The following is a 25,478-nucleotide window of genomic DNA, read 5'->3' as shown; positions in this document are numbered from 1 at the left end:
CCACCCCGAACCCCACACCCTCCTGACCGCCATCGCCACCACCCACACCCACACCACCGCCACCCCCATCACCTGGCACAACCACCTCCCCACCAACACCACCACCACCGACCTTCCCACCTACCCCTTCCAACACCACCACTACTGGCTGGAGCCGGCGGCCCACGGGCACGCGGCGGAAGGGCGCCGGGACGACGGGTTCTGGGAGGCGCTGGAGTCGGAGGAGACGGAGGCGCTGGCCACCCGGTTGAAGGTGGACGCCGACGCGCTGAGGACCGTGCTTCCCGCCCTGTCGTCCCTGCGGGACGCGGAGCGCAAGCGGTCCGCGCTCGACGACTGGCGCTACAAGCTGGTGTGGCGCGGGGTGAGCGCGCCGAACGCGGCCGGGATCACCGGTACGACGTGGCTGGTGGCCGTGCCCGCCGCGGGCGGGGACCCGCGCATCGTCCGGGACGTCCTCGACGGACTGTCCGCGCAGGCCGCCCGGGTGTATCCGCTGGTCGTCGGCGGCGAGGACCGCGCCGCGCTCGCCGAGGCCATCCGCGCGGAGTCCCGGCCGGGGCTGACCGGGGTGCTCAGTCTCCTGCCGCTCGACGACGAGCCCCACGAGGGGCACCCGACGCTGTCCCGGGGCGCCGCGGCGACCGTCACGCTGGTGCAGGCCCTGGCCGACGCCGAGGTGAGCGCCCCCCTGTGGCTGGCCACGTCCGGCGCGGTCGCCCTCGACGAGGCCACCGAATCCGTCAGCCCGTTCCAGACGTCCGTCTGGGGCCTCGGCGCGGTTCTCGCGGTGGACCACCCGGACACCTGGGGCGGCCTGGTCGACCTTCCCGCCGCCCCGGCGGCCGAGGACCTCGCGCTGCTCCAGGGGGTGATCTCCGGCGCGAGCGGCGAGGACCAGGTGGCGATCCGCTCGGGCGTCGTACGGGCGCGCCGCATGGTGCGGTCGCCGAACGGCGGGGCGGGTCCGGCGCAGGGCTGGAGGCCGCACGGGACGGTGCTGGTCACCGGCGGCACCAGCGGGGTCGGCGCGAACGTCGCGCGGTGGCTCGCCCGGGAGGGCGCCGACCGTCTGGTGCTGGCCAGCCGCCGCGGGAGCGGCGCCGAGGGCGTGGCGAAGCTGGAGGCGGAGCTGACGGAGCTGGGCGCCGCGGTCACGGTCGCCGCCTGCGACGTCGCCGACCGCGCGGCGGTGCGGGACCTGCTGGACTCGCTCCCCGAGCTGACGGCGGTGATGCACGCGGCCGGTGTCGGGCACGACAACGTGCTCGTGGCCGACACCACGCTGGAGGACTTCGCCGGCTTCGCGCGCTCCAAGGTCATCGGGGCGATCAACCTGGACGAGCTCCTGGGTGACCGGCCGCTGGAGGCGTTCGTGATGTTCTCCTCCGGCGCGGCCGTCTGGGGCTCCAGCGGTCAGGCCTCCTACGCCGCCGCCAACGCGTTCCTCGACGGGCTGGCGCAGCGCCGGCGGATCCGCGGGCTCGCGGGCTCCTCGATCGCTTGGGGCGGCTGGGGCGGCGGCGGGATGATGGAGGCCGCCGGCGAGCAGCTGGGCAGGAGCGGCCTGCGGCCGATGGCGCCCGACGCCGCGGCACTGGCCATCGGCCAGCTGTTGAGCAACGGCGGAGGCCACCTGGTGGTGACCGACATCGACTGGGAGCGCTTCGCGCCCGCCTTCGCGCTGGCGCGCCCGCGCCCCCTGGTGAGCGCCATCCCCGAGTTCACGCGGGCGCTCGACGCGCCGGCGGCCGCCGAGGGCGACGACGACGGTGCGGCGTTCGCGGCGCGGCTCGCGGACCTGCCGCCGGCCAAGCGGGAGCGCATGGTGGTGTCCCTGGTACGCGCGGAGGCCGCGGCGGTGCTGGGGCACACCTCGGACGACCCGGTCCAGCCGGACCGGGCGTTCAACGAGCTCGGGTTCGACTCGCTGACCGCGGTGGAGCTGCGCAACCGGCTGGGCCGGGCGACCGGACTGAAGCTCCCGGCCACCCTGGTCTTCGACTATCCCACCCCGGCCGTCCTCGCCCGGTTCGTCCAGGAACGGCTCGCGCCCGAGCAGGCGTCGGGCTCGATCTTCGCCCAGCTCGACGAGATGGAGCGGCTGCTGCGCGAGCAGTCCCTGTCCGCCGGGGACCGGGCGCACGTCAGCGACCGGTTCCGGGCCATCATGCACGTGGCCGAAGGGGTGAACGGCGCGGCCGAGGATGCCGACCGGGACCTCGACGACCTTTCCGACGAGGAGCTCTTCGCCACGCTGGACGACCAGCTCGGCGCGTCCTGACCCGCCCCTGACCCCCAACCCGCTCGAACTCCCCCGTCAAGGAGAAGCGATGAAGGAAATCAGAGACGTCCTCCTGTCCGAGGAGTACGACGCCGAGCAGCTCAGGAACCTCCCGATCCCGGAGAGCTACCGGGCTGCGGTCGTGCTCAGGGACGACGTCGACATGTTCGGCGGCATCCCGGCCGAGAACCGCGACCCGGCGAAGTCGCTGACCCTGTCCGACGTCGCCACGCCGGAGCCCGGCCCCGGCGAGGTGCTCGTCGCGGTGATGGCGAGCAGCATCAACTACAACACCGTGTGGAGCGCCATCTTCGAGCCGATGCACACGTTCGGCTTCCTGAAGCGCTACGCGAAGGCGGTCCCGTCGGCCGGGGTCCACGATCAGCCCTTCCACGTGCTCGGTTCGGACATGTCCGGCGTCGTGCTGAAGACCGGCCCCGGCGTGCACCGCTGGCAGGCCGGCGACAAGGTCGTGGCGCACTGCCTGTCGGTCGAGCTCTCCTCGGCCGACGGCCACGACGACAGCATGCTCGACCCCGACCAGCGCATCTGGGGATACGAGACCAACTACGGCGGGCTCGCCCAGCTCAGCCTGGTCAAGGCGAACCAGCTCATGCCCAAGCCCGCCCACCTGACCTGGGAGGAGGCGGCGTCCTCCGGCCTGGTGCACTCCACGGCCTACCGCCAGCTCATCTCGCGCAACGGGGCGCAGATCAAGGTGGGCGACGTGGTGCTCATCTGGGGCGCCGCGGGCGGGCTCGGCTCGTACGCCACCCAGCTCGCCCTGCGCGCCGGGGCGATCCCGGTGTGCGTGGTGTCCAGCGACCACAAGGCGGAGCTGGTCCGGGCCCAGGGCGCCGAGCTGATCATCAACCGGGCGGAGGAGGGCTTCCGGTTCTGGAAGGACCCGGAGACGCCCGACCCCAAGGAGTGGAAGCGCTTCGGGGGCCGGATCCGGGAGCTGACCGGCGGCGACGACCCCGACGTGGTCTTCGAGCACCCGGGCCGGGAGACCATGGGCGCCAGCGTGTTCGTGGCCCGCCGCGGCGGGACGATCGTCACCTGCGCCTCCACCTCGGGCTACCAGCACCAGTACGACAACCGCTACCTGTGGATGGCGCTCAAGCGGATCGTCGGCACCCACTTCGCGAACTACCGGGAGGCATGGGAGGCCAACCGGCTCATCGCCAAGGGGGCGATCCACCCCACCCTGTCCGCCGTCTACGGCCTCGACGAGGTCGGGGTGGCGACCCGCCGCGTCCACGCGAACGCCCACAGCGGCAAGGTCGGGGTCCTGTGCCTGGCACCGCGCCCGGGTCTCGGAGTCGACGACCCCGAGTTCCGCGCCCGCCACATCGATCAGATCAACCGGTTCCGCGAGGACTGAGCGGAACATCCGGACACCGAGATTGCGGAGGATGAGACGTGGCCGTTGACCTGACTTCCAAGGTCGTCGTGATCACAGGAGGGACTTCCGGCATCGGGAAGGCCGTCGCGGAACGGGTCGCCGCCGACGGCGGCGCCGTGGTGATCGCGGCCCGGCGCGAGGAGCTCGGCGCGCAGGTGGCGGCCGACATCCAGGCGAAAGGGGGCCGGGCGCTGTTCGTCCGGGCCGACGTCACGGTGGAGGCCGACGCCGAACGTGTGGTGCGGGCGGCGGTGACGGAGTTCGGCCGGCTCGACGGGGCGTTCAACAACGTCGGCGGCGTGAACGGGACCGGGTTGGTGTCCGACATAGAGGAGGCGAGCTGGCGGGCGGACCTGGAGCAGAACCTCACCAGCGTCTTCTACGGCCTCAAGCACCAGGTTCCGGCGATCCTGGCCTCCGGCGGCGGCTCGATCGTGACCAACGCCTCCACCTACGGCTGCGCGGCGATCCCGGGCGCGGCGCCGTACGTGGCCGCCAAGCACGGTGTGGTCGGGCTGACCAGGGCCGTGGCCCTGGAGAACGCCGAGCGCGGCATCCGGGTCAACGCGCTGGTCACCGGCAACGTCGACACCCCGCTGCTCCGCAACCTGATGGGGGTGCCGCTGGACGGGCCGATGGAGGCCCGGGTGCCCAACCCGTCGGGACGCGCGGCGCAGCCGGAGGAGATCGCCGCGTTCGTCGCGTTCCTCCTCAGCGACGACGCGGCCTTCATCACCGGCGCGGCGCTGGCGATCGACGGCGGCGCCACCGCGCAGTAGTGACCACCGCCGTTCGGCCGGGCGGACCCGCCCGGCCGCGGCCATTCGGCGGATGCCCCGGCGCCGCCCGGGCACGGAGGATGATCCCATGCGCTACAACCTCGACTCAGAGCTCGCGCCGTGGGCGTCGATGATTCCCGACGTCGAACTCTCCCAGGTCGTCAACCGGGAGATCACCCTCACCCCCGAGGAGGAGCGGGCCTTCCACGAGAAGCTCCCGCAATACACGCCCGAGCACGCCGTGGACATCGGCGATCGGGAGATCCCCGGCCCCGAGGGCGCTCCCCCGGTGAAGGTGCGCCTCTACCGGCCGTCCGCCGCCGGCCGGCCCATGCCGGCGCTCCTCTACCTGCACGGAGGCGGGTTCGTCGCCTCCGACATGGTGGTGTTCGACGCCCGGTGCACGGAGATCGCCGACCGGGTCGGCGCCGTCGTCGTGTCGGTCGACTACCGGCTCTCCCCCGAGACGCCGTTCCCCGGCGCGCTGGAGGACACGTACGCGTCGCTGACGTGGCTGCGCGACGCGGCCGGGGAGCTCGACGTCGACCCCGGGCGGATCGCGGTCGGCGGTGACAGCGCCGGCGGGAACCTGTCCGCGGCGGTCTCACTCCTCGCCCGCGACCGCGGCGGCCCGGAGATCTGCTTCCAGTTCCTGGACGTGCCGGTGCTGGACGATCGGATGACGACGAAGTCCGTGCGGGAGTTCGTCGACACGCCCAGCTGGAACAGCCGCAACAACGAGGCCATGTGGCGGTACTACCTCAAGGACGGCCCGGCTCCGGGGGGACCGGACGTGTCCCCGTACGCGGCGCCCATGCGGGCCGGCGACCTCACCGGCCTGCCCCCGGCGCTGGTGGTGGTGTGCGAGTTCGACCCGCTGCGCGACGAGGGCATCGAGTACGCCCAGCGGCTCGTCCAGGCGGGGGTCGCGACGGAGCTCGTGCTGTATCCGGGGACCTTCCACGGCGCGTCCGTGATCGCGCACGCCGAGATCACGAAGAAGATGCGCGAGGACATGATCTTCTCGCTGCGCCGCGGGATGCGGGGCCGCTGAGCCCCGCCCTCCTCGCGCCCCTCGTGCTCGTTCAGCCGGCCAGCTCCGCGGCCCGATCCCGCAGCACGGCCCGGTCGACCTTCCGGTTGGGGTTCAGCGGCAGCTCCTCCAGGTGGTGGTAGTGCCGGGGAATGAGGCCCACCGGCAGCGTCCTGCGCAGCTGGGCGGCGAAGCGGGCCGGCGGCGTGGGGGCCCCGGTGTAGAACACGACGAGCGCGGTGGCGTCGTCGGCCGTGGTGCTGACCGTCACCGCGTCCTCGACGCCGTCGCAGCCGCGTACGGCGTGGTCGATCTCGGCCAGCTCGACCCGCCAGCCCTGCACCTGGACCTGGGCGTCGCCCCGGCCGAGGTAGACGAGCTCGCCGTTGGCCGCGCGCCGGACCCGGTCGCCGGTGTTGTACCAGACGCGGCCCTCGCGCTCGACGAAGCGGCCGTGGTCCTGCTTCGGGTCGAGGTATCCGGGGGTGGTCTGCGGGCCGGTGATCCACAGCTCGCCCTCGGGCTCGGCCGGCCGTCTTTCGTCGTCGAGCAGCAGGTGGTCGTGGCCGTCGTTGACGAACCCGATCGGCGACAGGCCGTTGACGCCCAGCTCGGGCGAGGTCTCCTGGGACCAGCGGTGGCCGACGATGGTGATGGTCAGCTCGGTCGGGCCGTACAGGTTCTCCAGGACGGAGGCGGGGGCGGCCCGCTGCCAGTCGGTGGCGTCCGCGCACTTCAGCGCCTCTCCGGCGAAGAAGCTCCAGCGCAGGAACGGCATGGCCGCGGCGCCGAGGCCGCCGGTCCTGCGCACCATCGAGATCGCGCTCGGGGTGGAGAACCACACCGTGATCCCCTGCTCGGCGAGGAAGCGCGGCAGGTCGCGGTAGGCGTGCGGCGGCACGGCCACGGACGTCGCCCCGGCTCCCCAGGCGCAGAACAGGTCGAACATGGCGCAGTCGAAGGTGAGGTCGAAGGTCTGGGAGAAGACGTCGTCGCGGGTGAAGTCGTACCGACCGGCCAGGAAGCGGAAGTAGTGGCCGGTGTTGCCGTGGGTGATCGGCACGCCCTTGGGAGTCCCGGTGGAGCCCGAGGTGAACAGCACGTAGGCGATGTCGCCGGCCTCGACCGGCCGGGGCTCCGGGAGGGCGTGCCCGGGGTCGATCGGGTCGGCGTCGGGCGCGAGGACGGAGACGTCCACGCCCTCGCCGAGCAGCTCCTCGGCGACCTTGCGCCCGCTCTCGTCGACGATGAGCGCCGACACCCCGGCGGCCTCGATCATCTGCCTGGTGCGCGCGGCCGGGAAGTCCGGCTGCAGCGGCACGACGGTCACCCCGGCGAAGAGGCCGGCCAGGATCCCGACGTAGGAGACGGTCCCCTTGGCGGCGAGCACCCCGACGGCGGCGGGTGACGTACGCAGCAGCGCGCCGCCCCACATCAGGGCCAGCCGGTGGACCTGGTCATAGGTCAGGGTTTCCGCGCCGACCCGGAACGCCGCCCTGCCGGGTGACTTCGCCAGACCCCGCAGAAAGAATTCATAGAGGGCGGGGTTGGATTCTCCGGCCATTATTCCTCCTCGCCGTCTCCGGCCACAATTATTCCGGGCACCGGCCCGGAATTCGTTTATCGGATTCTTCTGCCGAATCCGTGGACATCGGGGTTTCCGCGCTATAGCGTCAAGTGTGGATAATTCAATTGAGAAAGGAGTCCGCGCATTATGTGGGACAATCGTTTCGAGGAGATCCTGCGCCAGCACCTGCCTTTTCTCCCGGCCGACGAGAAACTCCAGGAGGACCTCCGGCTGACGGACTTCGGCCTCGACTCGCTCGGCATCGTGCAACTGCTGGGCGCCCTGGAGGACGCGTACGGGGTGCGTTTCCTGGACGACGCGCTGACCCCGGAGACCTTCCAGACGCCCGCCGTGCTGTGGAAGACGCTGGACCGGATCTCCGAGAACGCCGGCTGACGTTCCGAGACGAGGCCACGCGCTCACCGGGTGAGCCGTGGCCTCGTCGCATGCCGGGCTAGGCCACCGGAGCGGGGCGCGGCAGCATCGCCAGCCTCGGGTTCACCGGGGTCACCGCGAAGTTCTCCCTGGTGACCGCCACCCTGCCGAACAGGCTGTCCGGGCCGGAGACGCACACCCTGGCGACCTCCAGCCGCCGCAGCGCCGCCACCACCTCCGGCCAGCGCAGGGGCCGTACGAAGCCGTCGAGCAGCATCGTCCGCACGCCGTCCCCGGTCGTCAGCAGCGCGCCGTCGTGGTCGTCGACCACCGGCAGCCTCGGGTCGGCGAACCGCAGGCCGCCGAAGACCTCCTCCTCCGCCCGCCGCCGCAGCGGCCGGAACGCGGCCGAGTGCATCGGGGGGCGCATCGTGTAGAGCGGGAGCCCGCCGATGGCCCGCACCCGCTGCTGCAGCCACTCCACCTGCCGCTCCGCCAGGGAGAGCATGTAGAAGTCGTGGTCGATGTAGCAGGACAGGTCGTACCACTCGCCGCGTTCGTCCAGCTCGGCCAGCACCTCGCGCAGCCTGGGCTCCGGGGTGCGCACGAAGGAGTGGGTGACGATGTCCCGGTGCTCGCGGGCGAAGTAGTCGTCCGTGCAGCGGGCCAGCCCGGCCGTCATGCGCACGGCGTCGTCGAAGGACAGTGCGCCCGAGTAGGCCGCGGCGGCCTTGCCGCCGAAGCTCGGGCCGACGCACACCCCCGGCCGCACGTCCAGGGTCCGCTCGGCCCAGTCCGCGAGGGCCACGCAGTTCACCATGAACGCCACCTGGGCGGCCTCGGTGTAGTCGCTCCGGGACTCCTGGAAGCGCTCCACCAGCGAGTAGCCGAGGACGTCGTCGGCGACGGCGACCAGCCGCCGCGCCGCGGGATCGCCCCGCATGAAGTCGGCGACGTCGGCGAACTGGACGGGGCCCATCCCGGGGAAGACGATCGCGGTCTCCGCTGACATCGCGGGGGTCACCAGCCCTCCTTGATGGTGTCCACGATGTGGCGCCGCTGCTCGTCGGTGACCCACCAGCCCACGGGGACGCACACCACGCGCCTGGCGACCCGCTCGAGCCCGGGGAGCAGGGCGGCGTACTCGCGCACGCACGTGTGCAGGTCGTTGCGCTCGTGCACGTGGCTGGCCATGATCCCGGCCTCGTCCATGCGCTTGAGGAACCCGTCCCGGTCGTCCACCTTCATCGGGTAGATCCAGAAGGAGGACTGGCGGTCGCCGGCGCGTTCGGTCAGCTCCAGCCCGGGTACGCCGACCAGCTCGCGGTCGTAGAAGGCGGCGTTGTCGCGGTGCCTGGCCACGACCTCGTCCGCCTTGGTCAGGTTGGCCAGCCCGATCGCGGCGTTGATGTCGGTCATGTGGAACTTGTAGCCCCACTCGTGCACGTCGGGCGGGTTGCGCAGCCGGTCCGCGGCGCGGTCGATGCCGAACCAGCGCAGCAGCCTGGCCCGCTCGTGCAGCTCGTCGGTGGGCAGCGCGAGAGCGCCGCCGTCGCCGGTCGTGAGGTGCTTGATGGCCTGGAAGCTGAACACGGAGACGTTGCCGTGGGTGCCGATCCGCGCGCCGCGGTAGGTGGCGCCCCAGGCGTGCGCGCAGTCCTCGATCACGGTGATCCGGGAGCCGAACGCGGCCTCGGCGTCGTCGAGGATCGCGGCGAGCCGGTCGAGGTCCACCGGGTACCCGGCGAAGTGCACGACCATGATGGCGCGGGTCCTGGGGGTGATCTTCCTGGCCAGGTCGTCGAGGTCGACGTTGAGGGTGGCCGGGTCGACGTCCACCCACTTGATCCGCAGCCGGTTGGCCAGGATCGCCCAGTTGGTGGCCTCCATGGTCAGCGGCGTGGACAGCACCTCGCCCTGGCCGTCGTCGTCGCCGGCGACCATGCGCAGCGCGAGCTGGAGACCGGCGGTGGCGCTGTTGACCGTGGCCACCCTGGGGTTGCCGATCCTGGCGGCGAGCGCCTCCTCGAACTCGACGACCTTGGCCCCCTGGCCGATCTGGCCGCTGCCGACCACCTCGGCGACGGCGGCCGGCGCCTCGTCGGACATCGGCACCTTGAACAACGGGATCATTGGGTTGTGCTCCTTGCCTCTGCGCGCCCGCCGTCAGCCGACGAGGGCGGGGTCCTCGAGTTCGGCGTAGCGGGCGCGGCACGCGGAGTAGTCCGGCAGCAGCCCGAGCTTCTCGGCCTCCCGCAGCGACGGGGCGGCGAGGTCCTTCTCCGACAGCAGGTCGCGCCTGGACGGCCAGGGCAGCGCGAGCTCCGGGTCCAGGGGGTCGATCTGGATCGACGTGTCGGGCGACCAGGTGCTGGAGCACAGGTACACGACCGTGGCCTGGTCCGTGAGCGGCGCGAACCCGTGCGCGAGCCCTTCGGCCAGGTAGAGGGCACTGCGGTTGTCCGCGCTCAGCTCGACCGCGATGTGCTCGCCGTAGGTGGGCGAGCCGACCCGGATGTCGACCAGGATGTCGATGATGGCGCCCTGCGGGCAGGTCATGTAGCGGGCCTGGCCCGGCAGCGCGGTGCCGTGCAGGCCACGGACGGTGCCGCGGCGCGACACCGAGCAGTTGACCTGGGCGACCGAGAGCGTATGACCGACCGCCTTCTGGAACTCCGGCTGGCTGAACGCCTCGAGGAACAGGCCCCGGTCGTCGTGGAAGACCTTGGGCTCGACCAGGAACGCGCCCTCCACCGCGAGCTGGCGGATCTGCATGTCCGAAAACCTTTCTGTGATGTCCGCCCGGCCGCTACGCGTATTCGTAGAATCCGCGGCCGGTCTTCTTTCCCAGGAGTCCGCCCTCGACCATGCGCAGCAGGAGCGGCGGCGGCGTGTAGAGCGGCTCCTTGAACTCCTCGTAGAGGGCCTCCGCGATCGAGGCCACCGTGTCCAGGCCGATCAGGTCGGCCAGCTTCAGCGGGCCCATCGGGTGCGAGCAGCCCAGCACCATGCCGCGGTCGACGACGTCGGCGCGGGCGAACCCGCTCTCCACCATCCGCACGGCCGACAGCAGGAACGGGATGAGCAGCGCGTTGACCACGAAACCCGCGCGGTCCTGCGACCTGATCACCTGTTTCCCGAGCGTCCCGGCGACGAAGGACTCGGCCCGCGCGTACGTCTCGTCCGCCGTCAGCAGCGACCCGATGAGCTCCACCAGCGGGAGCGCGGGCACCGGGTTGAAGAAGTGCACCCCGATCACCTGGGCGGGCCGGCTGGTGGCCCGCGCCAGCCTGATGATCGGGAGGGACGAGGTGTTCGAGGCGAGGATCGCGTTCTGGTCGTCCAGGATCTTGTCCAGCGTGCCCAGCACCTCGAGCTTGATCGACTCGCTCTCCGGGACGGCCTCGAAGACGATCTCCCGGTCGCCGAGCTCGGCGAGGTCCGTGACGAAGGAGACCCGGGCCAGCGCCGCGTCCCGCTCGGCCTCGGTGATGGTGGCCTTGCGCAGGCCCCGGTCGAGCCACGCGGTCAGGCGCCGCCGCGCGGGCGCGAGGGACGCCTCCGTGGACACGGCGATGATCACCTCGCGCCCGGCGCGGGCGCACGCCTCGGCTATGCCCGAGCCCATGACGCCGCAGCCGACGATGCCGACCTTGTGGATCTCGCTCATCACGCCTCCCGTGACACCGGCACCGTCGGCGCCGACCAGTGAAGAAGGCACGCCCCGATGGACATGCCGCCGCCGAACCCGGCGAGCAGGACGAGGTCGCCGTCCTTGATGAGGCCCGACCGGTTGGCCTCGTCGAGCGCCACGGGGACCGAGGCGCTGCCCACGTTCCCGTACCGCTCCAGCGTCCGGGCGATGTGCGCGCCGGTGAGGCCGGCGCTTTCGACCAGTTCGTTGACCATGACCCCGTTCGCCTGGTGCGGCACGAAGACGTCGACCTCGTGCGGCCGGAACCCGGCGCGGCCCAGCAGGCCCTCCAGTACGGGCGGGACGTGCTCCATGACGAAGTTCCGGACGCCGCGGCCGTCCATGCGGAAGTAGTGGTCGCCGGCCTCGACCGTCTCGTGGGAGGCGGGCAGCCTGCTGCCGCCGGCGTCGACCCTGATGAGCTGGCTGGCCGAGCCGTCGCTGGACAGGTCGAAGCCGATGATCCCGGACCGGTCCGGCACCGGGCCGACGACGGCCGCGCCGGCGCCGTCCCCGAAGAGCACGGCCGTGCGGCGGTCGGTGGCGTCGAGGATGCGCGAGTACACGTCCGCGGCCACGACCAGCGCGTAGGCGCCGGGGTGGAGCTCGACGAGGCTGTGCGCGAGCGCCAGCGCGTACACGAAGCCACTGCAGACGACGTTGACGTCGAAGCAGGCGGCGCCGTGCCCTCCGAGCGCGTCCTGGACCAGGTACGAAGTCGGTGGCTGGGGCGAGTCGCCGGTCGAGGTGGACACGATGATGTAGCCGATCCGGCCGATGTCGACGCGAGCCTGGCTCAGCGCGTTCCTGGCCGCCTTGATGGCGAGGTCGGAGGTGGCCTCGTCGGGCGCGGCATGGCGGCGGAAGGAGATCTGGGTCTTCCGCTGGATCCATTCCGCGGTGACGCCGGCCTTGGCCGCCACCTCTTCGTTGGCGACCTCTTCCTTGGGCAAATAGGAACCGGTTCCCAGGATTCCCGTGGATTGCTTGGCCACTGCCAGTACGCCTTTCCCATCACACTTCGCGACCGCTCACGCGTCCGTACCGGCGGAGGCCATGAGCGGTCACCGGGCGCGGTCAGAGGGGGATGTTGCCGTGGTCGCCGCGCCGCGCCGGCGACGCGGCCAGGGCCTCGACGATCCTCAGCCGGGTGTGCTCGGGCTCGACCACCTCGTCCACGACGCCCAGCGCGAGGGCCCTGCCCACGCCGCCGGCCGTGCGGACCTGCTCCTCGACGAGGCTCAGCCGCAGCGACTCGCGGTCCTCGTCGGGGGCGGCGGCGAGCTTCTTGCGGTGCAGGACGCCCACGGCGGCCTCCGCGCTCATCACCGCGACCTCCGCCTGGGGCCAGGCGAAGACCGCCGTCGCCCCGAGGCAGCGGGAGTTCATCGCGATGTACGCGCCCCCGTACGACTTGCGCGTCACGAGGGTGACCCGGGGCACGACGGCCTCGGCGAACGCGTGCAGGAGCTTGGCGCCGCGCCGGATCACGCCGTCCCACTCCTGACCGACGCCGGGCAGGTAGCCGGGCACGTCCACGAGCACGACCAGCGGGATGCCGAACGCGTCGCACATGCGGACGAACCGCGAGGCCTTCTCGGCGCTGAGCGAGTCCAGGCAGCCGCCCTTGCGCAGGGGGTTGTTGGCGATGACGCCGACGGTCCCGCCGGCGAGCCGGCCGAAGCCGATGACGACGTTGGCCGCCCAGCGCGGCTGCAGCTCCTCGAACACGCCGTCGTCGAGGAGCTCGCGCACCAGGGGCCGTACGTCGTAGGCGCGGCGCGGGTTCTCCGGCAGCAGCACCCCGAGGTCGTCGCCGTCCTTGACCAGGTCCGGGTCGAAGGAGCGCGGGCCGTTGAAGAGCTCGGTGAGACGCCGTGCCGTCTGGTACGCCTCCGCCTCGGTCTCGACGACCATGTGCGCCACGCCCGACTTGCGGCCGTGGGCGCCGGGGCCGCCCAGGGACTCCATGTCGACCTGCTCGCCCGTGACGGTGCGTACGACGTCGGGGCCGGTGACGAACATGCGGGCCGCGGACGACATGATCACGACATCCGTCAGCGCGGGCCCATAGGCGGCGGCTCCGGCGGCCGGCCCGAGGACGACCGAGATCTGCGGCACCCGGCCCGAGGCCCGGGTCATCGCGCGGAACACCTTCCCGACGCCGTCCATCGACTCGACGCCGTCGGCCAGCCTGGCCCCGCCGGAATGCCACAGGCCGAGCACGGGAACGCCTTCGAGCACGGCCGCGTCGATGGCCTCCACGATCCAGCGGCAGCCCTCCGCGCCCATCGCACCGCCCATGTTGAGGGCGTCGGTGCAGTAGGCGATCACCTCCCGTCCCGCGACGCGCCCGCGTACGGCGGTCACGCCGCTGGCGTCGGCGTCGTGCAGCGGCACGACCGAGCCGGCGTCCAGCAGCCGGGCGAGGCGGACGGCAGGTTCACGAAAATCGCGCTCGCGGTCCTCCTGAACGACAGGGGAGCCGGTTGAGCTGATAGTCAGCAACGTCGTCCGCCCTCAAAAGGATTTGATTCCGAAAAGGAGGTCTTTTCTCGCACGTTCGCCACCTCTCACAAGCCGTGGGCACGGGTGCGACCGGTCGTCTGGGAATTTTCGAGACGGCACTGAATTCGGCCGATCTCATCAGCAAGAACGCTACATGGGCGCCACTCGCACACCAACCCTTATCACCCCCCCTACCGGGTTTTGGCAGGCACCGCCGAGCGCTGTCCCGTCAGCCCCTAAACGGCCCCTAAAAGTCCGGCGCGGGCGTGACGGAAGAGCTTTTCCGGTGCCGGTCCCCCCTAAATATCCCGAATTCACTGGCCGACGCCGCCGCGGGCGTCCTGTCATGGAAGTCGCCGCCGGGCGGACCGGATCGGGCCTACGAAGAGGACTGAGGATGCGCATTCTTGTGACGGGTGGCGCCGGTTTCATCGGGTCGAACTTCGTCAACAGGGTGTTCCACGGGCACTATCCGGCGCTGGCCGAGGCCGAGGTCGTGGTGCTCGACAAGCTGACGTACGCGGGGAACCTGGAGAATCTGGCGGAGGTGCTCGACGACCCCCGGCTCCGGTTCGTCCACGGGGACATCGCCGGCGTGCCGATCGTGCGGGACGCGATGGACCAGGTGGAGCTGGTCGTCCATTTCGCCGCCGAGTCGCACGTCGACCGCTCCATCGAGGGGTCGGCGGAGTTCGTCCGGACGAACGTGCTCGGCACCCAGGTGCTGCTGCAGTGCGCGCTGGAGGCCGGCGTCGGCAGGTTCGTGCACGTCTCCACGGACGAGGTCTACGGGTCCGTCCCGGAGGGCTCGTTCTCGGAGGACGATCCCCTCCGGCCGAACTCCCCGTATTCGGCGTCGAAGGCGTCGTCCGACCTGCTCGCCCTGGCCTATCACCGGACGCACGGGCTGGACCTGTGCGTGACCCGATGCTCCAACAACTACGGCCCCTACCAGTTCCCCGAGAAGGTCATCCCGCTGTTCGTCACCAACCTGGCGGACGGCCTGCAGGTGCCCCTCTACGGCGACGGCGCGAACGTGCGGGACTGGCTGCACGTCGACGACCACTGCGACGGCATCGCGCTGGTCGCGCAGAAGGGCCGCGCCGGGGAGGTCTACAACATCGGCGGCGGCACCGAGCTGAGCAACCTGACGCTGACCAGGCGCGTGCTGGACATCATGGGCATGGACTGGTCCATGGTGCGGCCGGTGGCGGACCGGAAGGGCCACGACTTCCGCTATTCCGTGGACATCAGCAAGATCCAGAAGGAGCTGGGCTACGCGCCGCGCGTCCCGTTCATCGAGGGACTGGCGGAGACGGTGCGCTGGTATGAGGAGCACCGCGACTGGTGGAAGCCCCTCAAGGGATATGAGCCGCGTTGAACGAGAGGTGCTGTGCCATGTGGAGACGCCTGCGCGCCGCAACGGCGCTGGCCGCCGGGCTCGTCCTGGCGCTGACGGCCCTGCCGGCGGCGGCCCGGTTACGGGACACCGAGACCCAGCGGGTCCCGGGTCTCAGGCAGCCGGTGGAGCTGATCGTCGACCGGTGGGGGGTGCCGCACATCTACGCCCGCAACACCGACGACCTCTTCCTCGCCCAGGGGTTCAACGCCGCCAGGGACCGGCTGTTCCAGATCGACCTCTGGCGGCGGCGCGGCCTGGGAGAGCTCTCCTCGGTGTTCGGCCCCGCCTACGTGGAGCAGGACAAGGCGGCGCGGCTGTTCCTCTACCGGGGTGACATGGACCGGGAATGGTCGAGCTACGGCCCGGGCGCCAAGCAGGCCGCAACCCGCTTCACCGAGGGAGTCAACGCCTACGTGCGCTGGCTGGCGCGGAACCCGGAGCAGTTGCCGCCCGAGTTCCGGCAGCTCGGCTACACGCCCGCGCTGTGGCGGCCGGAGGACGTGGTGCGGATCAGGAGCCACGGCATCGCCAAGAACCTCTACAGCGAGGTGCTCCGCTCGGTCGTCGTCTGCGCGGGCGGGGCCAAGGCCTCCGCGGCCATGTGGCGGCTGGAGCCCGAGCGCGACGCCACCGTGCCCAAGGGGCTGGACCCCTGCGACGTGCCCATGGACGTGCTGCGGACGTACGAGCTGGCCACGCGGGGCGTGGTCTTCGCGAACGGCGCGTTGCGCCAGGACCCCGCCGCCCCCGCGGACCCGGGGGGCAGCAACGCCTGGGCGATCTCGCCGGGCCGCACCGCCACGGGCCGCCCCATCCTGGCCGGCGACCCGCACCGGTCGCTGACGGCGCCCTCGCTGCGTTACATGGCCCATCTGTCGGCCCCCGGGCTCGACGTCATCGGCGCCGGCGAGCCCGCGCTCCCCGGGATCTCGATGGGGCACAACGGCACCGTCGCGTTCGGCCTGACCATCTTCGGCGCCGACCAGGAGGACCTCTACGTCTACGAGCTCGACCCCGCCGACCCGGGCAGGTACCGGTACGGCGACGGCTGGGAGCGCTTCAGGACGACGCCCGAGCGGCTGACGGTCGCGGGCGCGGCGCCGGTGGACGTGGAGCTGCCCTTCACCAGGCACGGCCCCGTGATCAAGATCGACCGGCAGCGCAATCTGGCATACGCCGTGCGCACCGCCTGGCTGGAGCCCGGCACCTCCCCCTATTTCGGCAGCATGTCGTACATGGGGGCCCGCGACTTCACGGAGTTCTCGGCGGCCATGCGCACCTGGGGCGGCCCTCCCGAGAACCAGGTGTACGCCGACGTCTCGGGCAACATCGGCTGGGTGCCCGGCGCCCTCACCCCCAAGCGCGACGGCTACGACGGCCTGCTGCCCGTCCCGGGCGACGGCCGCTACGAGTGGGACGGCTTCCTCGACGGCGCCCGCCTGCCCCGCTCCTACAATCCGCGGCAGGGGTTCGTCGCCTCGGCGAACGAGTACAACCTCCCCGCGGACCACCCCGACGACGTCGGGTTCGAGTGGGATCCGCCCTTCCGCAAGCAGCGGATCGACGAGGTGCTCGCGTCGAGCCCGCGCGGCACGGTCGAGGACTCCATCCGCCTGCAGGCCGACCAGGTGTCCACACCCGCGAAGCGGATCGTGCGCCGGCTCGACGGTCTGGAGAGCACGGACCCGGACACCGCGCGGGCGCTGCGGCTGCTGCGCTCCTACGACGGGGTGGTGGCCGCGGACTCGCCGGCGGCGGCGCTGTTCGAGTCGTGGTTCTCGCGGCAGCTCACGCCGGCCTTCCGCCGCGCCGTGCTGCCGCCCGAGGTGGCGGACTCCATCCCCTTCGTCGACGCCCGCCTGCTGATCGACGCGCTGGAGAACCCGGACCGCTGGTTCGGGACCGGCGGGAAGGCCGCGCGGGACGACCTGCTGCGGACGTCGCTGGCCGCCGCCTACCGCGAGGTCGCCGGGCGGCTCGGCGCCGACCCGCGCACGTGGAGGTGGGGGGCGCTGCAGTACACCGCGTTCACGAACCCGCTGGGCGCGGACGTGGGCCCCTTCCCCCGGGGCGGCTCGGCGTACACGGTGGACGCCTCCTCCTACAGCCCGTCCACCTTCCAGCAGTCGTCCGGCGCGTCGTTCAAGATGGTGCTCGACGTCGGCCGCTGGGACAACTCCCGCGCGGTGAACGCCCCCGGCCAGTCCGGCGACCCGCGCAGCCCGCACTACCGGGACCTGGCCGAACGATGGCGGTCGGGCGACTATTTCCCGCTTCTCTACAGCCGCGCGCAGGTGGAGCGGAACGCCGCGAGCAGGATCACTCTCACCCCCCACTGATTGATTTCCATTTACGAGTCTTCATCGAAGGAATCAGACATGAAGGGCATCATTCTGGCGGGCGGTCACGGAACCCGGCTCTACCCGCTGACCCTGGCCGTCTCGAAACAGCTTCTCCCGGTGAACGACAAGCCGATGATCTACTATCCGCTTTCGGCGCTTATGCTGGCGAACATCACGGAGATCCTGATCATCTCGACCCCCGCGGACCTGCCGCAGCTGACCCGCCTGCTGCGCGACGGGTCGCATCTCGGGCTGGACATCAGTTACGCGGAGCAGGCCGAGCCGGTCGGCCTGGCGGACGCGTTCATCCTCGGCGCCGACCACATCGGCGACGACTCGGTGGCCCTCGTCCTCGGTGACAACATCTTCCACGGCCACTCGTTCTTCGACATCCTCCAGCGGAGCACGACCGACGTGGACGGGTGCGTGCTGTTCGGCTATCCGGTGAGCGACCCCGAACGCTACGGGATCGGCGAGACCGACGCCGACGGCAGGCTCATCTCCATCGAGGAGAAGCCCGTCAACCCCCGCTCCAACCGGGCGATCGTCGGCCTGTACCTCTACGACAACGACGTGGTGGACATCGCCAAGAACCTGCAGCCGTCCGCCCGCGGCGAGCTGGAGATCACCGACGTCAACCGCACCTATCTGGAACGCGGGAAGGCCCGGCTCGTCGACCTCGGGCGCGGGTTCGCCTGGCTGGACGCCGGGACCCCGGAGTCCATCCTCCAGGCCAGCCAGTACGTCCAGGTGCTGGAGCAGCGGCAGGGGGTGCGCATCGCCTGCGTGGAGGAGATCGCGCTCCGGATGGGCTTCATCGACGCCGACGCCTGCGACCGGCTGGGCAGTGAGCTCTCCGCGTCCAGCTACGGCCGCTACATCCGTTCCGTCGCCGCCGAGTTCCGCGACTCCCCGTCCCCGAACTGAGTCCCCGAACCGAAGGAGAGACGTCGTGACGAGTGCCAATCCCTGGCTCCACCGCCCCCATCCGTCGCCGCGCGGCGACGTCCAGGTGGTCTGCTTCCCGCACGCCGGAGGGTCGGCCAGTTTCTACCACGGCCTGTCGGCCGCGCTGTCGCCCTCCGCCGAGCTGCTGGCCGTCCAGTACCCCGGCAGGCAGGAGCGCCGTCACGAGCCGCCCGTCCAGGACCTGCGGGTCCTGGCCGGCCGCGTCGCCGACGTGCTGGGGCCCGGGGACGGCCGGCCGCGGGCGTTCTTCGGGCACAGCATGGGGGCACTCGTCGCGTTCGAGACCGCGCTGGCCCTCGGCGAGCATGGTCCGCTGGCGCTGTTCGTGTCGGGGCGGCGCGCCCCCAGCCGGGTCCGCCACGACATGCTGCACCTGCTCGACGACCACGACCTGGTGCGCCATCTGAAGGCCCTGAACGGCAGCGAGTCGGCGGTGCTGGACGACGCGGAGCTGCGGGCGATGGTGCTGGCCACGATCCGCGCCGACTACCGGGCGATCGAGACCTACCGGTTCGCGGGAGGGGCGCCGGTGGGCTGCCCGATCGTCGCGCTGACCGGCGACGCCGACCCCCTGACCAGCCTGGCCGAGGCGCAGGCGTGGGAGGCGCACACCGGCGGCGGCTTCGAGCTGCACGTCTTCTCCGGCGGGCACTTCTTCGTCCGCGACCACAACGCCGCCGTGGCCGAGACGATCCTCAAGTCCCTGGAGACGATCCGGGCATGACCGCGCTGCTGGCCATCAGCGATCTGCACATCGGATACGCCGACAACAGGCGCATCGTCGAGGACCTCCGGCCCGGCGACCCCTCGGACTGGCTGCTGGTGGCCGGGGACGTGTCGGAGGAGGTCTCCGGCGTCGAATGGGCCCTGACCCTGCTCAGCCGCCGCTTCGCGAAGGTGGTGTGGGTGCCGGGCAACCACGAGGTGTGGACGCACCCCTCCGACCCGGTCCAGCTGCGCGGGGAGGAGCGCTACCAGCACCTGGTGAAGGTCTGCCGCAGCCTGGGCGTGGTCACGCCGGAAGACCCCTACCCGACCTGGACGGGCCCCGGCGGCCCGGCCGTGATCGTCCCGCTGTTCGTCCTGTACGACTACACCTTCCGCACCCCCGGCGCCCGGACGAAGGACGAGGCCCTCGCCCTCGCGTACGCCAAGGGCGTGGTCTGCACGGACGAGTTCCTGCTCCACCCGGACCCCCACCCCTCCCGGGAGGCGTGGTGCGCCGCCAGGGTCGCCGAGACCGAACACCGCCTGGCCGGCCTCCCGCCCGGCGTGCCGACGGTGCTGGTCAACCACTATCCGCTGGTCCGGGAGCCGACGCTCGTCCTGCGCCATCCGGAGTTCGCGATCTGGTGCGGCACCGAGCGCACCGCCGACTGGCACCTGCGCTTCAACGCCTGCGCGGTCGTCTACGGCCATCTCCACATCCCCCGCACCACCTGGTACGACGGCATCCGCTTCGAGGAGGTCTCCTTGGGTTACCCACGCGAGTGGCGGCCCCGCCCCACCCCGCCCGGCCGGCTCCGGCAGATCCTGCCCGTGCCGTGATCGAGAAGATCCTGCCGCCGTGGGTGGCCGCCGAGGAGGCGTTCGAGGACCCGCCGGACGCCACGCTCTTCCCCGAGGAGGAGGCCGTCATCGCCCGCGCGGTGGACAAGCGGCGCCGCGAGTTCACCACGGCCCGCCACTGCGCCCGCCGCGCCCTGTCCCGGCTCGGGCTGCCCCCGGCCCCGATCCTGCCCGGCGAACGCGGTGCTCCCGGTTGGCCGCCGGGGGTGACCGGGGCGATCACGCACTGCGCCGGCTACCGGGCGGCCGCGGTCTCCCTGGACGCGCTGGCCGTCGGCATCGACGCCGAGCCCGACGAGCCGCTCCCCGACGGCGTCCTGGAGGCCGTCGCCCTCGACCGGGAGCGCGCCGACCTGGCCCGGCTCGGCGGCGGCGGCCACTGGGACCGGCTGCTGTTCTGCGCGAAGGAGGCGGTCTACAAGGCGTGGTTCCCGCTGACGCGGCGCTGGCTGGGCTTCGACGAGGCGCACATCACCCTCACCCGCACGGGGACCTTCACGGCCCGCTTCCTCGTCCCCGGCCCCCGGGTGCTCGGCCGCGAGCTGACCGGCTTCGCCGGCCGCTGGCTGGCCGCCGACGGCCTGCTCGTGACGGCCATCACCCTGCGCCCGGCGGACCTGTACCGGGCCGGCGAGGACGACCCGAGCGCCGGCGCCCGCCGGTAAATCGCTGGATCCCGGGAGAGCCCGCCGTCCAGACTGGGGCGCATGACGGAACACGGTCTGGTGCCGGCGGCGACGACCGGGGAGGCGGAGGAGGTCAGGCGGCTGCTGGACAGGGGCGCCGATCCCGACGTCGCCGACTCGGCCGGGCGCACCGCCCTCTCCCACGCCGCCGAGCGCGGCGGGGCGGCCGTCGTACGAGCGCTGCTCGACTCCGGGGCGGACCCCGGACCGGCCGACGGCGGGGGCCGGCGCCCCGTCGACCTCGCCAGGCGGTACGCCGGCCGCGACCTCGAGGCGGAGCTGGTCGCGCGGGCCACGGCGTACGCGCCGCAGGACGCGCTGATCACGGTCCGCCACGAGACGACAGCCGAGGGTGAGACGCGGATCGTGGCCGAGGTACGCGACGGCACGGGCCGCCGGCGCTCGGAGTCGTGGCTCGGCACCGGCCACGCGGAGATCGTCCGCCTCCTGGAGGCCCGGGCCTGACCCCCGGGGCTCACCGCCGGGCGGCCTCCGCCTCGGGGGCGTCGTGGCGCTGCCGGGCGGCCACGATGTCGTCGCGGTGCTCGTGCGCCCAGGCGTCGAGCGCGGTCAGCGGGCCGAGCAGGGTGCGGCCGAGCTCGGTCAGCTCGTACTCCACGCGCGGCGGCACGGTCGGATAGGCGGTCCGGGCGACCAGGCCGTCGCGTACGAGGGTGCGCAGGGTGAGGGTGAGCATGCGCTGGCTGATGCCCTCGATCGAGCGATGCAGCTCGCTGAAGCGGTGGACCCGTTGCCCGAGCAGGACGACGATCAGTACGCTCCACTTGTCGGCCACGATGTCGAGGACCTCGCGGATGGGGCAGTCGCCGTCGGCGGGGACGGGCACGGGAACGTTCAGGTACGGGCCTGACACCGGATCGCCTCCTCTTGGGCACACGCGTGTGCGTAACTGACATGAATGTACCTTCTTCCTGGTTACCTCTTCGGTTACCTATCCTTAGGTTGCATACAAGAAGTAACTATTAGGAAGTGACCATGTCTGCCTCCACCTTCGAGGCGCCGTCGCCGGTCGACGCCGCCGACCAGCCCGACCCTGAGCTCCCGGCCCTGATCCCCGTCGGCGCGGAATCCGCGCCGGTGTGCACGGACGGGGTGTGCTACCTGTGAGCGCCCAGGTACGGATCGATGTGTGGTCCGACGTCGTCTGCCCGTGGTGCTACATCGGCAAGCGGCGCCTGGAGACGGCCATCGGCCGGTTCGAACACGCCGACCAGGTGCAGGTGCGCTGGCACAGCTTCCAGCTCGACCCGTCGCACCCCAAGGGGGTCCGCGAGCCGGTGTACGAGATGCTGGCCAAGAAGATCGGCGGGTCGGCGGCCCAGGTACGGCAGATGACCGGCCAGGTCGCCCAGCTGGCCGCCGCCGAGGGCCTGGCCTATGACTTCGACCGCGCCGTGTCGGTGAACACCCTGGACGCGCACCGGCTCAACCAGCTGGCGGCCGAGCACGGCCTGGACGGCCAGATGCACGAGCGGCTGCTGCGCGCGCACCTGATCGAGGGCGAGCAGGTCGACGACCCCGACACCCTGGTACGCCTGGGCACCGAGGTCGGGCTGCCCGGCGAGGAGGTCCGGCGGGTGGTCGACGGCGACGCGTACACCGCCGAGGTGGCCGCGGACGTCCGCGACGCGCAGCGGCTCGGCGCCGGTGGCGTGCCGTTCTTCGTGCTCAACAACACCTGGGGCGTGTCGGGCGCCCAGTCGGCCGACGTCTTCACCTCCGCCCTGCGGCAGGCGCACTCCGCCGCCGTCGCGGCGGCCCGCTGAGCGTTTTACCTGGTCTTGGGGCCCGTTTCGTTACTCTGTGAAAGAAGCTGGTGGCCTACCTCTCTCGTGACTTCTGGGGGGCGAGAGGATGGCGGTGAACAGGTCCTCCGCCGCGGCTTCGGGGGAGGAACGGCTCAAGGTGCTCACCTCGGTGTGCGCCGGGCTGAGCGACATCGAGGTGCTGGAGTACGGCCTGGATCAGGCGGTCGCCGACCTGCACGCGCTCGGCGGGATGATCCACTGGGCCGGGCCGGTCGGCAGCCGGGAGCCGCGCCTGGTGACCGCGTCCGGGCTGCCCCCTGCGGTGATGGAGCTGTGGGGCGTGACCCGGGAGGTGATCGTGCGCGTCCTGCGCGACGGGACGCCCGCCAGCGCCCCCATCACCCGCCCCACCTCCGAGACGGGCCGGACCGCGGTCGCGACGGTGACCGCCGTCCCGCTGCGCGGCCCCGGCCCGCCGCTCGGCGTGCTGTCGGTGCTCCAGGACGGTGACACCGAGCCGACCGCCGAGCAGCGGGCGTTCCTGGAGTCCCTGGCCGTCTGGCTGACCAAGCGGCTGGCCAGGACCGGCGCCAACTCGGGCATGAAGGTCCTGTGGTGGCCGGAGCGGTTCGCCGACTCCGGCCTGCGCAAGGCGCTGAAAGAGGTCAAGATCGGGTCCTGGGACTGGGACATCCGCACCGGCGAGCTCCGCTGGGACGAGCCGGCGCTGAACATGCTGGGCATCGACCCCGCGACCGCGCCGCACCACATCGACACCTGGTCGAACATCATCCACCCGAAGGACCTGCCCAGGGTGATGGCCGCGACCGAGGAGGCCATCCGCACCCGGACCGTCTACGAGGTCGAGTACCGCGCCCGCCGCCCGGACGGGACCACCGGCTGGATGCACGCGCGGGGCCACCTGGTGCTGGACGAGCAGGGCGAGCCGCTCCGCATGGTCGGCACCGTCTGGGACACCACCGAGAGCCGGGTCGCCCGCGAGTCGGCCGGCCGCGCGCTGCGCGACATGAGCGACGCCTTCCTCGCCGTGGACCGCGACTGGCGGATCGTGTTCGTCAACCTCGTCGCCGAACGCCTCCTCGGGGCCGACGACCTGCTCGGCCGCGTGCTGTGGGAGCTGACCGCGGATCACCCGCCGGAGCTGCAGGCGATGTGCCGCCAGGTCGCCGCCGAACGCGTGCCCGCCAGCTTCGACATGCGCTGGCCGACCGACGACCGGTGGTACCACGTGCGCCTGGTGCCGGTGCCGGACGGCCTGACGCTCTACCTCGCCGACGTCACCGACAAGCGGATCCAGGACGAGCAGCGCGAGGCCGCAGAACAGGCCGCCGCCGAGCGGGCCGCGCGGATCCAGGAGCTGACCCGCGCCCTCGGCGACGCGGTGACGCTCCGCGACGTCATGCAGGTCATCGCCGTGCAGGTGCTGCCGCCGTTCGGGGCCTCGGGACTGGCCGTCCTGACCCGGGAGGGCGATCACCTGCACATGGTCGAGTCCATCGGCAGCCCCACCGACATCCTCGGCGAGTTCCAGAACCGGGCGGCCCTCGTCCCCTCCGCCTACGCCGACGTGCTCCGCTCCCACGTGCCGATCTTCATCACGTCGACGGCCGAGCAGCGCCGGCCGGGCCCCGGCGGCGCCGACCGGACGGCCGGTTCGCGCATGGACAGCTGGGCCATCCTGCCGCTGCGCGTGCCGGATCAGCCGATGGGCTACTGCGTGATCTCCTTCGACCGGCCGCACCAGTTCACCAGCGAGGAGCGCACCCTGCTCACGGCGCTCAGCGGGCTGATCGCCCAGGCCCTGGCCCGGGCCCGCATGTACGACCTGGAGCACACCCGCGCCCAGGAGCTGCAGCGCCACCTGCTCCCCCGCGCGCTGCCGTCCCTGCCCGGCCTCACCGCCGCGGCCCGCTATCTGCCCGGCGGCACCGTGGCGGTCGGCGGCGACTGGTACGACATCATCCCGCTGTCCGCGGACCGGGTCGCCCTCGTCATCGGCGACGTCATGGGCCACGGCCTGACCGAGGCCGCCACCATGGGGCGCCTGCGCACCGCGGTCCGCACCCTCGCCGACCTCGAACTGCCGCCGGGAGAGCTCCTCGCCCACCTCAACGACCTCGTCAGCGACCTCGGCGACGACTTCTACGTCACCTGCCTGTACGCCGTGTACGACCCGACCAGCGGCGAGTGCTCCCTGGTCAGCGCCGGCCATCCGCCGCCCGCCTTCGTCCACCCCGACGGCACGGTCCGCGTGCTCGACGTGACCCCCGATCCGCCGCTCGGCGCCGCCGCGCCGCCCCTCAGCACGCACGAGCTGCGCCTGCCCGAGGACAGCCTGCTCGTGTTCTACACCGACGGGCTGATCGAGTCGTCCACCCGCGACATCGACAGCGGGCTGGCCGAGCTCACCCGGCTCCTGACCGGCCTGCGCCGCGGGCTCTCCGACAGCGACCTCGACCGGCTGTGCGAGTCCGTCACCGAGGCCATGCTGCCGACCCAGCAGCAGATCCCCGACGACGCCGCCCTGCTCATCGCCCGCACCCACCGGCTCGCGGCCGAGGACGTCGCCTCCTGGCCCCTGCCCGACAACCCGATCGCGGCCCGCGAGGCCCGCGAGCACGTGCGTGACCAGCTCGCCGTCTGGCACCTGGACGACCTCGTCATGACCACCGAACTCGTGGCCAGCGAGCTGGTCGGCAACGTCATCCGGCACGCCAAGGGCCCGCTCCGGCTGCGGTTGCTGCGCAGCCGGACGCTCATCTGCGAGGTCGCCGACGGCAGCCTGACCACTCCGAGGATCCGCCGCGCCGCCGAGACCGACGAGGGCGGGCGCGGCCTGCAGCTCGTCGCCGCCCTCTCACAACGCTGGGGAACCCGCTTCACCACCGACGGCAAGTGCATCTGGGCCGAGCAGGCGCTCCCGGCGCCGGACGCGGCCTGAGCCGTCGTCCGGCGCCGTCGGGATCAGACCTCTTCGACGCTGCTCGGCTCACGCCGGGACAGATCGATGCCGAGCTCTTCCGCCGCGCGGAAGACGTCCTCGTCGGTGTCGCGCATCTCGATGGACATGCC

The 25,478-nt window shown here is 72.0% G+C and carries 23 protein-coding genes; 15 read left to right on the top strand and 8 right to left on the bottom strand.

The features are described from left to right. The 4 genes from ABZS69_RS65325 to ABZS69_RS65310 form a co-directional block, all read left to right on the top strand. Positions 1-2,284, top strand: a 2,284-nt coding sequence (locus ABZS69_RS65325; protein ID WP_355394709.1) for an SDR family NAD(P)-dependent oxidoreductase, incomplete at its 5' end; no start/stop codon positions are given. Between the two features lie 49 nt (positions 2,285-2,333). Further along, positions 2,334-3,671 (top strand): crotonyl-CoA carboxylase/reductase, encoded by a 1,338-nt coding sequence (gene ccrA, locus ABZS69_RS65320; protein ID WP_355394706.1) that lies wholly within the window; start codon positions 2,334-2,336, stop codon positions 3,669-3,671. Positions 3,672-3,709: 38 nt separating this feature from the next. After that, positions 3,710-4,471 carry an SDR family NAD(P)-dependent oxidoreductase gene (locus tag ABZS69_RS65315; protein WP_355394703.1) on the top strand — a complete coding sequence of 254 codons (762 nt, stop codon included), beginning with the start codon at positions 3,710-3,712 and terminating at the stop codon, positions 4,469-4,471. An 88-nt stretch (positions 4,472-4,559) separates the two neighbouring features. Then, positions 4,560-5,525 (top strand): alpha/beta hydrolase, encoded by a 966-nt coding sequence (locus ABZS69_RS65310; protein WP_355394700.1) that lies wholly within the window; start codon positions 4,560-4,562, stop codon positions 5,523-5,525. Between the two features lie 31 nt (positions 5,526-5,556). Here the strand turns inward: ABZS69_RS65310 and ABZS69_RS65305 are convergent, their stop codons facing one another. Next, complete coding sequence (locus ABZS69_RS65305; RefSeq protein ID WP_355394697.1) at positions 5,557-7,068, bottom strand: AMP-binding protein; 1,512 nt, start codon at positions 7,066-7,068, stop codon at positions 5,557-5,559. Positions 7,069-7,218: 150 nt separating this feature from the next. Here ABZS69_RS65305 and ABZS69_RS65300 point away from each other — a divergent pair, with 150 nt between their 5' ends. Beyond that, on the top strand, positions 7,219-7,467 hold the full coding sequence (locus tag ABZS69_RS65300) for a phosphopantetheine-binding protein (protein ID WP_355394694.1): 249 nt from the start codon (positions 7,219-7,221) through the stop codon (positions 7,465-7,467). A gap of 58 nt (positions 7,468-7,525) precedes the next feature. Here the strand turns inward: ABZS69_RS65300 and ABZS69_RS65295 are convergent, their stop codons facing one another. The 6 genes from ABZS69_RS65295 to ABZS69_RS65270 all read right to left on the bottom strand — a co-directional run bounded on the left by ABZS69_RS65295 (position 7,526) and on the right by ABZS69_RS65270 (position 13,639). After that, the gene (locus ABZS69_RS65295; RefSeq protein ID WP_355394691.1) at positions 7,526-8,470 is read right to left on the bottom strand and encodes an ACP S-malonyltransferase; all 945 of its coding nucleotides are present in this window, start codon (positions 8,468-8,470) and stop codon (positions 7,526-7,528) included. Beyond that, positions 8,467-9,579 carry a DegT/DnrJ/EryC1/StrS family aminotransferase gene (locus ABZS69_RS65290; RefSeq protein ID WP_355394688.1) on the bottom strand — a complete coding sequence of 371 codons (1,113 nt, stop codon included), beginning with the start codon at positions 9,577-9,579 and terminating at the stop codon, positions 8,467-8,469. Before ABZS69_RS65290 ends, ABZS69_RS65295 begins: the two co-directional genes overlap by 4 nt. 33 nt (positions 9,580-9,612) lie before the next feature. Then, the gene (gene rfbC, locus ABZS69_RS65285) at positions 9,613-10,221 is read right to left on the bottom strand and encodes a dTDP-4-dehydrorhamnose 3,5-epimerase (RefSeq protein ID WP_355394685.1); all 609 of its coding nucleotides are present in this window, start codon (positions 10,219-10,221) and stop codon (positions 9,613-9,615) included. 34 nt (positions 10,222-10,255) lie between these two features. Further along, a complete protein-coding gene (locus ABZS69_RS65280) occupies positions 10,256-11,116 on the bottom strand; it encodes a 3-hydroxybutyryl-CoA dehydrogenase (protein ID WP_355394682.1) in 861 nt (286 codons plus the stop codon). Continuing rightward, positions 11,116-12,135, bottom strand: coding sequence for a ketoacyl-ACP synthase III (locus ABZS69_RS65275; RefSeq protein ID WP_355394679.1), 1,020 nt, complete (start codon positions 12,133-12,135; stop codon positions 11,116-11,118). Before ABZS69_RS65275 ends, ABZS69_RS65280 begins: the two co-directional genes overlap by 1 nt. An 82-nt stretch (positions 12,136-12,217) precedes the next feature. Beyond that, positions 12,218-13,639: a carboxyl transferase domain-containing protein gene (locus ABZS69_RS65270; RefSeq protein WP_355394712.1), complete on the bottom strand. Its 1,422-nt coding sequence runs from the start codon at positions 13,637-13,639 to the stop codon at positions 12,218-12,220. Between the two features lie 406 nt (positions 13,640-14,045). On the opposite strand from ABZS69_RS65270, the gene rfbB reads away from it, so the two are divergent. Genes rfbB through ABZS69_RS65235 form a run of 7 tightly spaced genes read left to right on the top strand, consistent with a single transcriptional unit; the run spans position 14,046 to position 21,081 of the window. Beyond that, a complete protein-coding gene (gene rfbB, locus ABZS69_RS65265) occupies positions 14,046-15,029 on the top strand; it encodes a dTDP-glucose 4,6-dehydratase (protein WP_355394676.1) in 984 nt (327 codons plus the stop codon). Positions 15,030-15,046: 17 nt separating this feature from the next. Further along, positions 15,047-17,389, top strand: a complete 2,343-nt coding sequence (locus ABZS69_RS65260) for a penicillin acylase family protein (protein ID WP_355394673.1) — start codon at positions 15,047-15,049, stop codon at positions 17,387-17,389. A gap of 39 nt (positions 17,390-17,428) precedes the next feature. Then, the gene (rfbA, locus tag ABZS69_RS65255) at positions 17,429-18,319 is read left to right on the top strand and encodes a glucose-1-phosphate thymidylyltransferase RfbA (RefSeq protein ID WP_355394670.1); all 891 of its coding nucleotides are present in this window, start codon (positions 17,429-17,431) and stop codon (positions 18,317-18,319) included. 25 nt (positions 18,320-18,344) lie between these two features. Then, positions 18,345-19,085 (top strand): alpha/beta fold hydrolase, encoded by a 741-nt coding sequence (locus tag ABZS69_RS65250; RefSeq protein ID WP_355394667.1) that lies wholly within the window; start codon positions 18,345-18,347, stop codon positions 19,083-19,085. Further along, on the top strand, positions 19,082-19,909 hold the full coding sequence (locus ABZS69_RS65245; RefSeq protein WP_355394664.1) for a metallophosphoesterase: 828 nt from the start codon (positions 19,082-19,084) through the stop codon (positions 19,907-19,909). Before ABZS69_RS65250 ends, ABZS69_RS65245 begins: the two co-directional genes overlap by 4 nt. Further along, positions 19,906-20,595 (top strand): 4'-phosphopantetheinyl transferase superfamily protein, encoded by a 690-nt coding sequence (locus ABZS69_RS65240; RefSeq protein ID WP_355394661.1) that lies wholly within the window; start codon positions 19,906-19,908, stop codon positions 20,593-20,595. The genes ABZS69_RS65245 and ABZS69_RS65240 overlap by 4 nt, the downstream gene beginning before the upstream one ends. Positions 20,596-20,637: 42 nt before the next feature. Continuing rightward, positions 20,638-21,081, top strand: a complete 444-nt coding sequence (locus ABZS69_RS65235; protein WP_355394658.1) for an ankyrin repeat domain-containing protein — start codon at positions 20,638-20,640, stop codon at positions 21,079-21,081. A gap of 10 nt (positions 21,082-21,091) precedes the next feature. Here the strand turns inward: ABZS69_RS65235 and ABZS69_RS65230 are convergent, their stop codons facing one another. After that, positions 21,092-21,490: a helix-turn-helix domain-containing protein gene (locus tag ABZS69_RS65230; protein ID WP_355394655.1), complete on the bottom strand. Its 399-nt coding sequence runs from the start codon at positions 21,488-21,490 to the stop codon at positions 21,092-21,094. Between the two features lie 122 nt (positions 21,491-21,612). Between ABZS69_RS65230 and ABZS69_RS65225 the strand changes: the two genes are divergently transcribed. The 3 genes from ABZS69_RS65225 to ABZS69_RS65215 all read left to right on the top strand — a co-directional run bounded on the left by ABZS69_RS65225 (position 21,613) and on the right by ABZS69_RS65215 (position 25,347). Beyond that, the gene (locus ABZS69_RS65225; RefSeq protein WP_355394652.1) at positions 21,613-21,744 is read left to right on the top strand and encodes a hypothetical protein; all 132 of its coding nucleotides are present in this window, start codon (positions 21,613-21,615) and stop codon (positions 21,742-21,744) included. Further along, positions 21,741-22,403 (top strand): DsbA family oxidoreductase, encoded by a 663-nt coding sequence (locus ABZS69_RS65220; protein WP_355394649.1) that lies wholly within the window; start codon positions 21,741-21,743, stop codon positions 22,401-22,403. Before ABZS69_RS65225 ends, ABZS69_RS65220 begins: the two co-directional genes overlap by 4 nt. A gap of 94 nt (positions 22,404-22,497) precedes the next feature. Next, positions 22,498-25,347 carry a SpoIIE family protein phosphatase gene (locus ABZS69_RS65215; RefSeq protein WP_355394646.1) on the top strand — a complete coding sequence of 950 codons (2,850 nt, stop codon included), beginning with the start codon at positions 22,498-22,500 and terminating at the stop codon, positions 25,345-25,347. Positions 25,348-25,478: the final 131 nt, after the last annotated feature.

Source organism: Nonomuraea sp. NPDC005650, from assembly GCF_040605375.1.
Lineage (GTDB): Bacteria > Actinomycetota > Actinomycetes > Streptosporangiales > Streptosporangiaceae > Nonomuraea.
The sequence above is the reverse complement of the archived record's forward strand: the minus strand, read 5'-3'. Positions and strand labels throughout refer to the sequence as shown.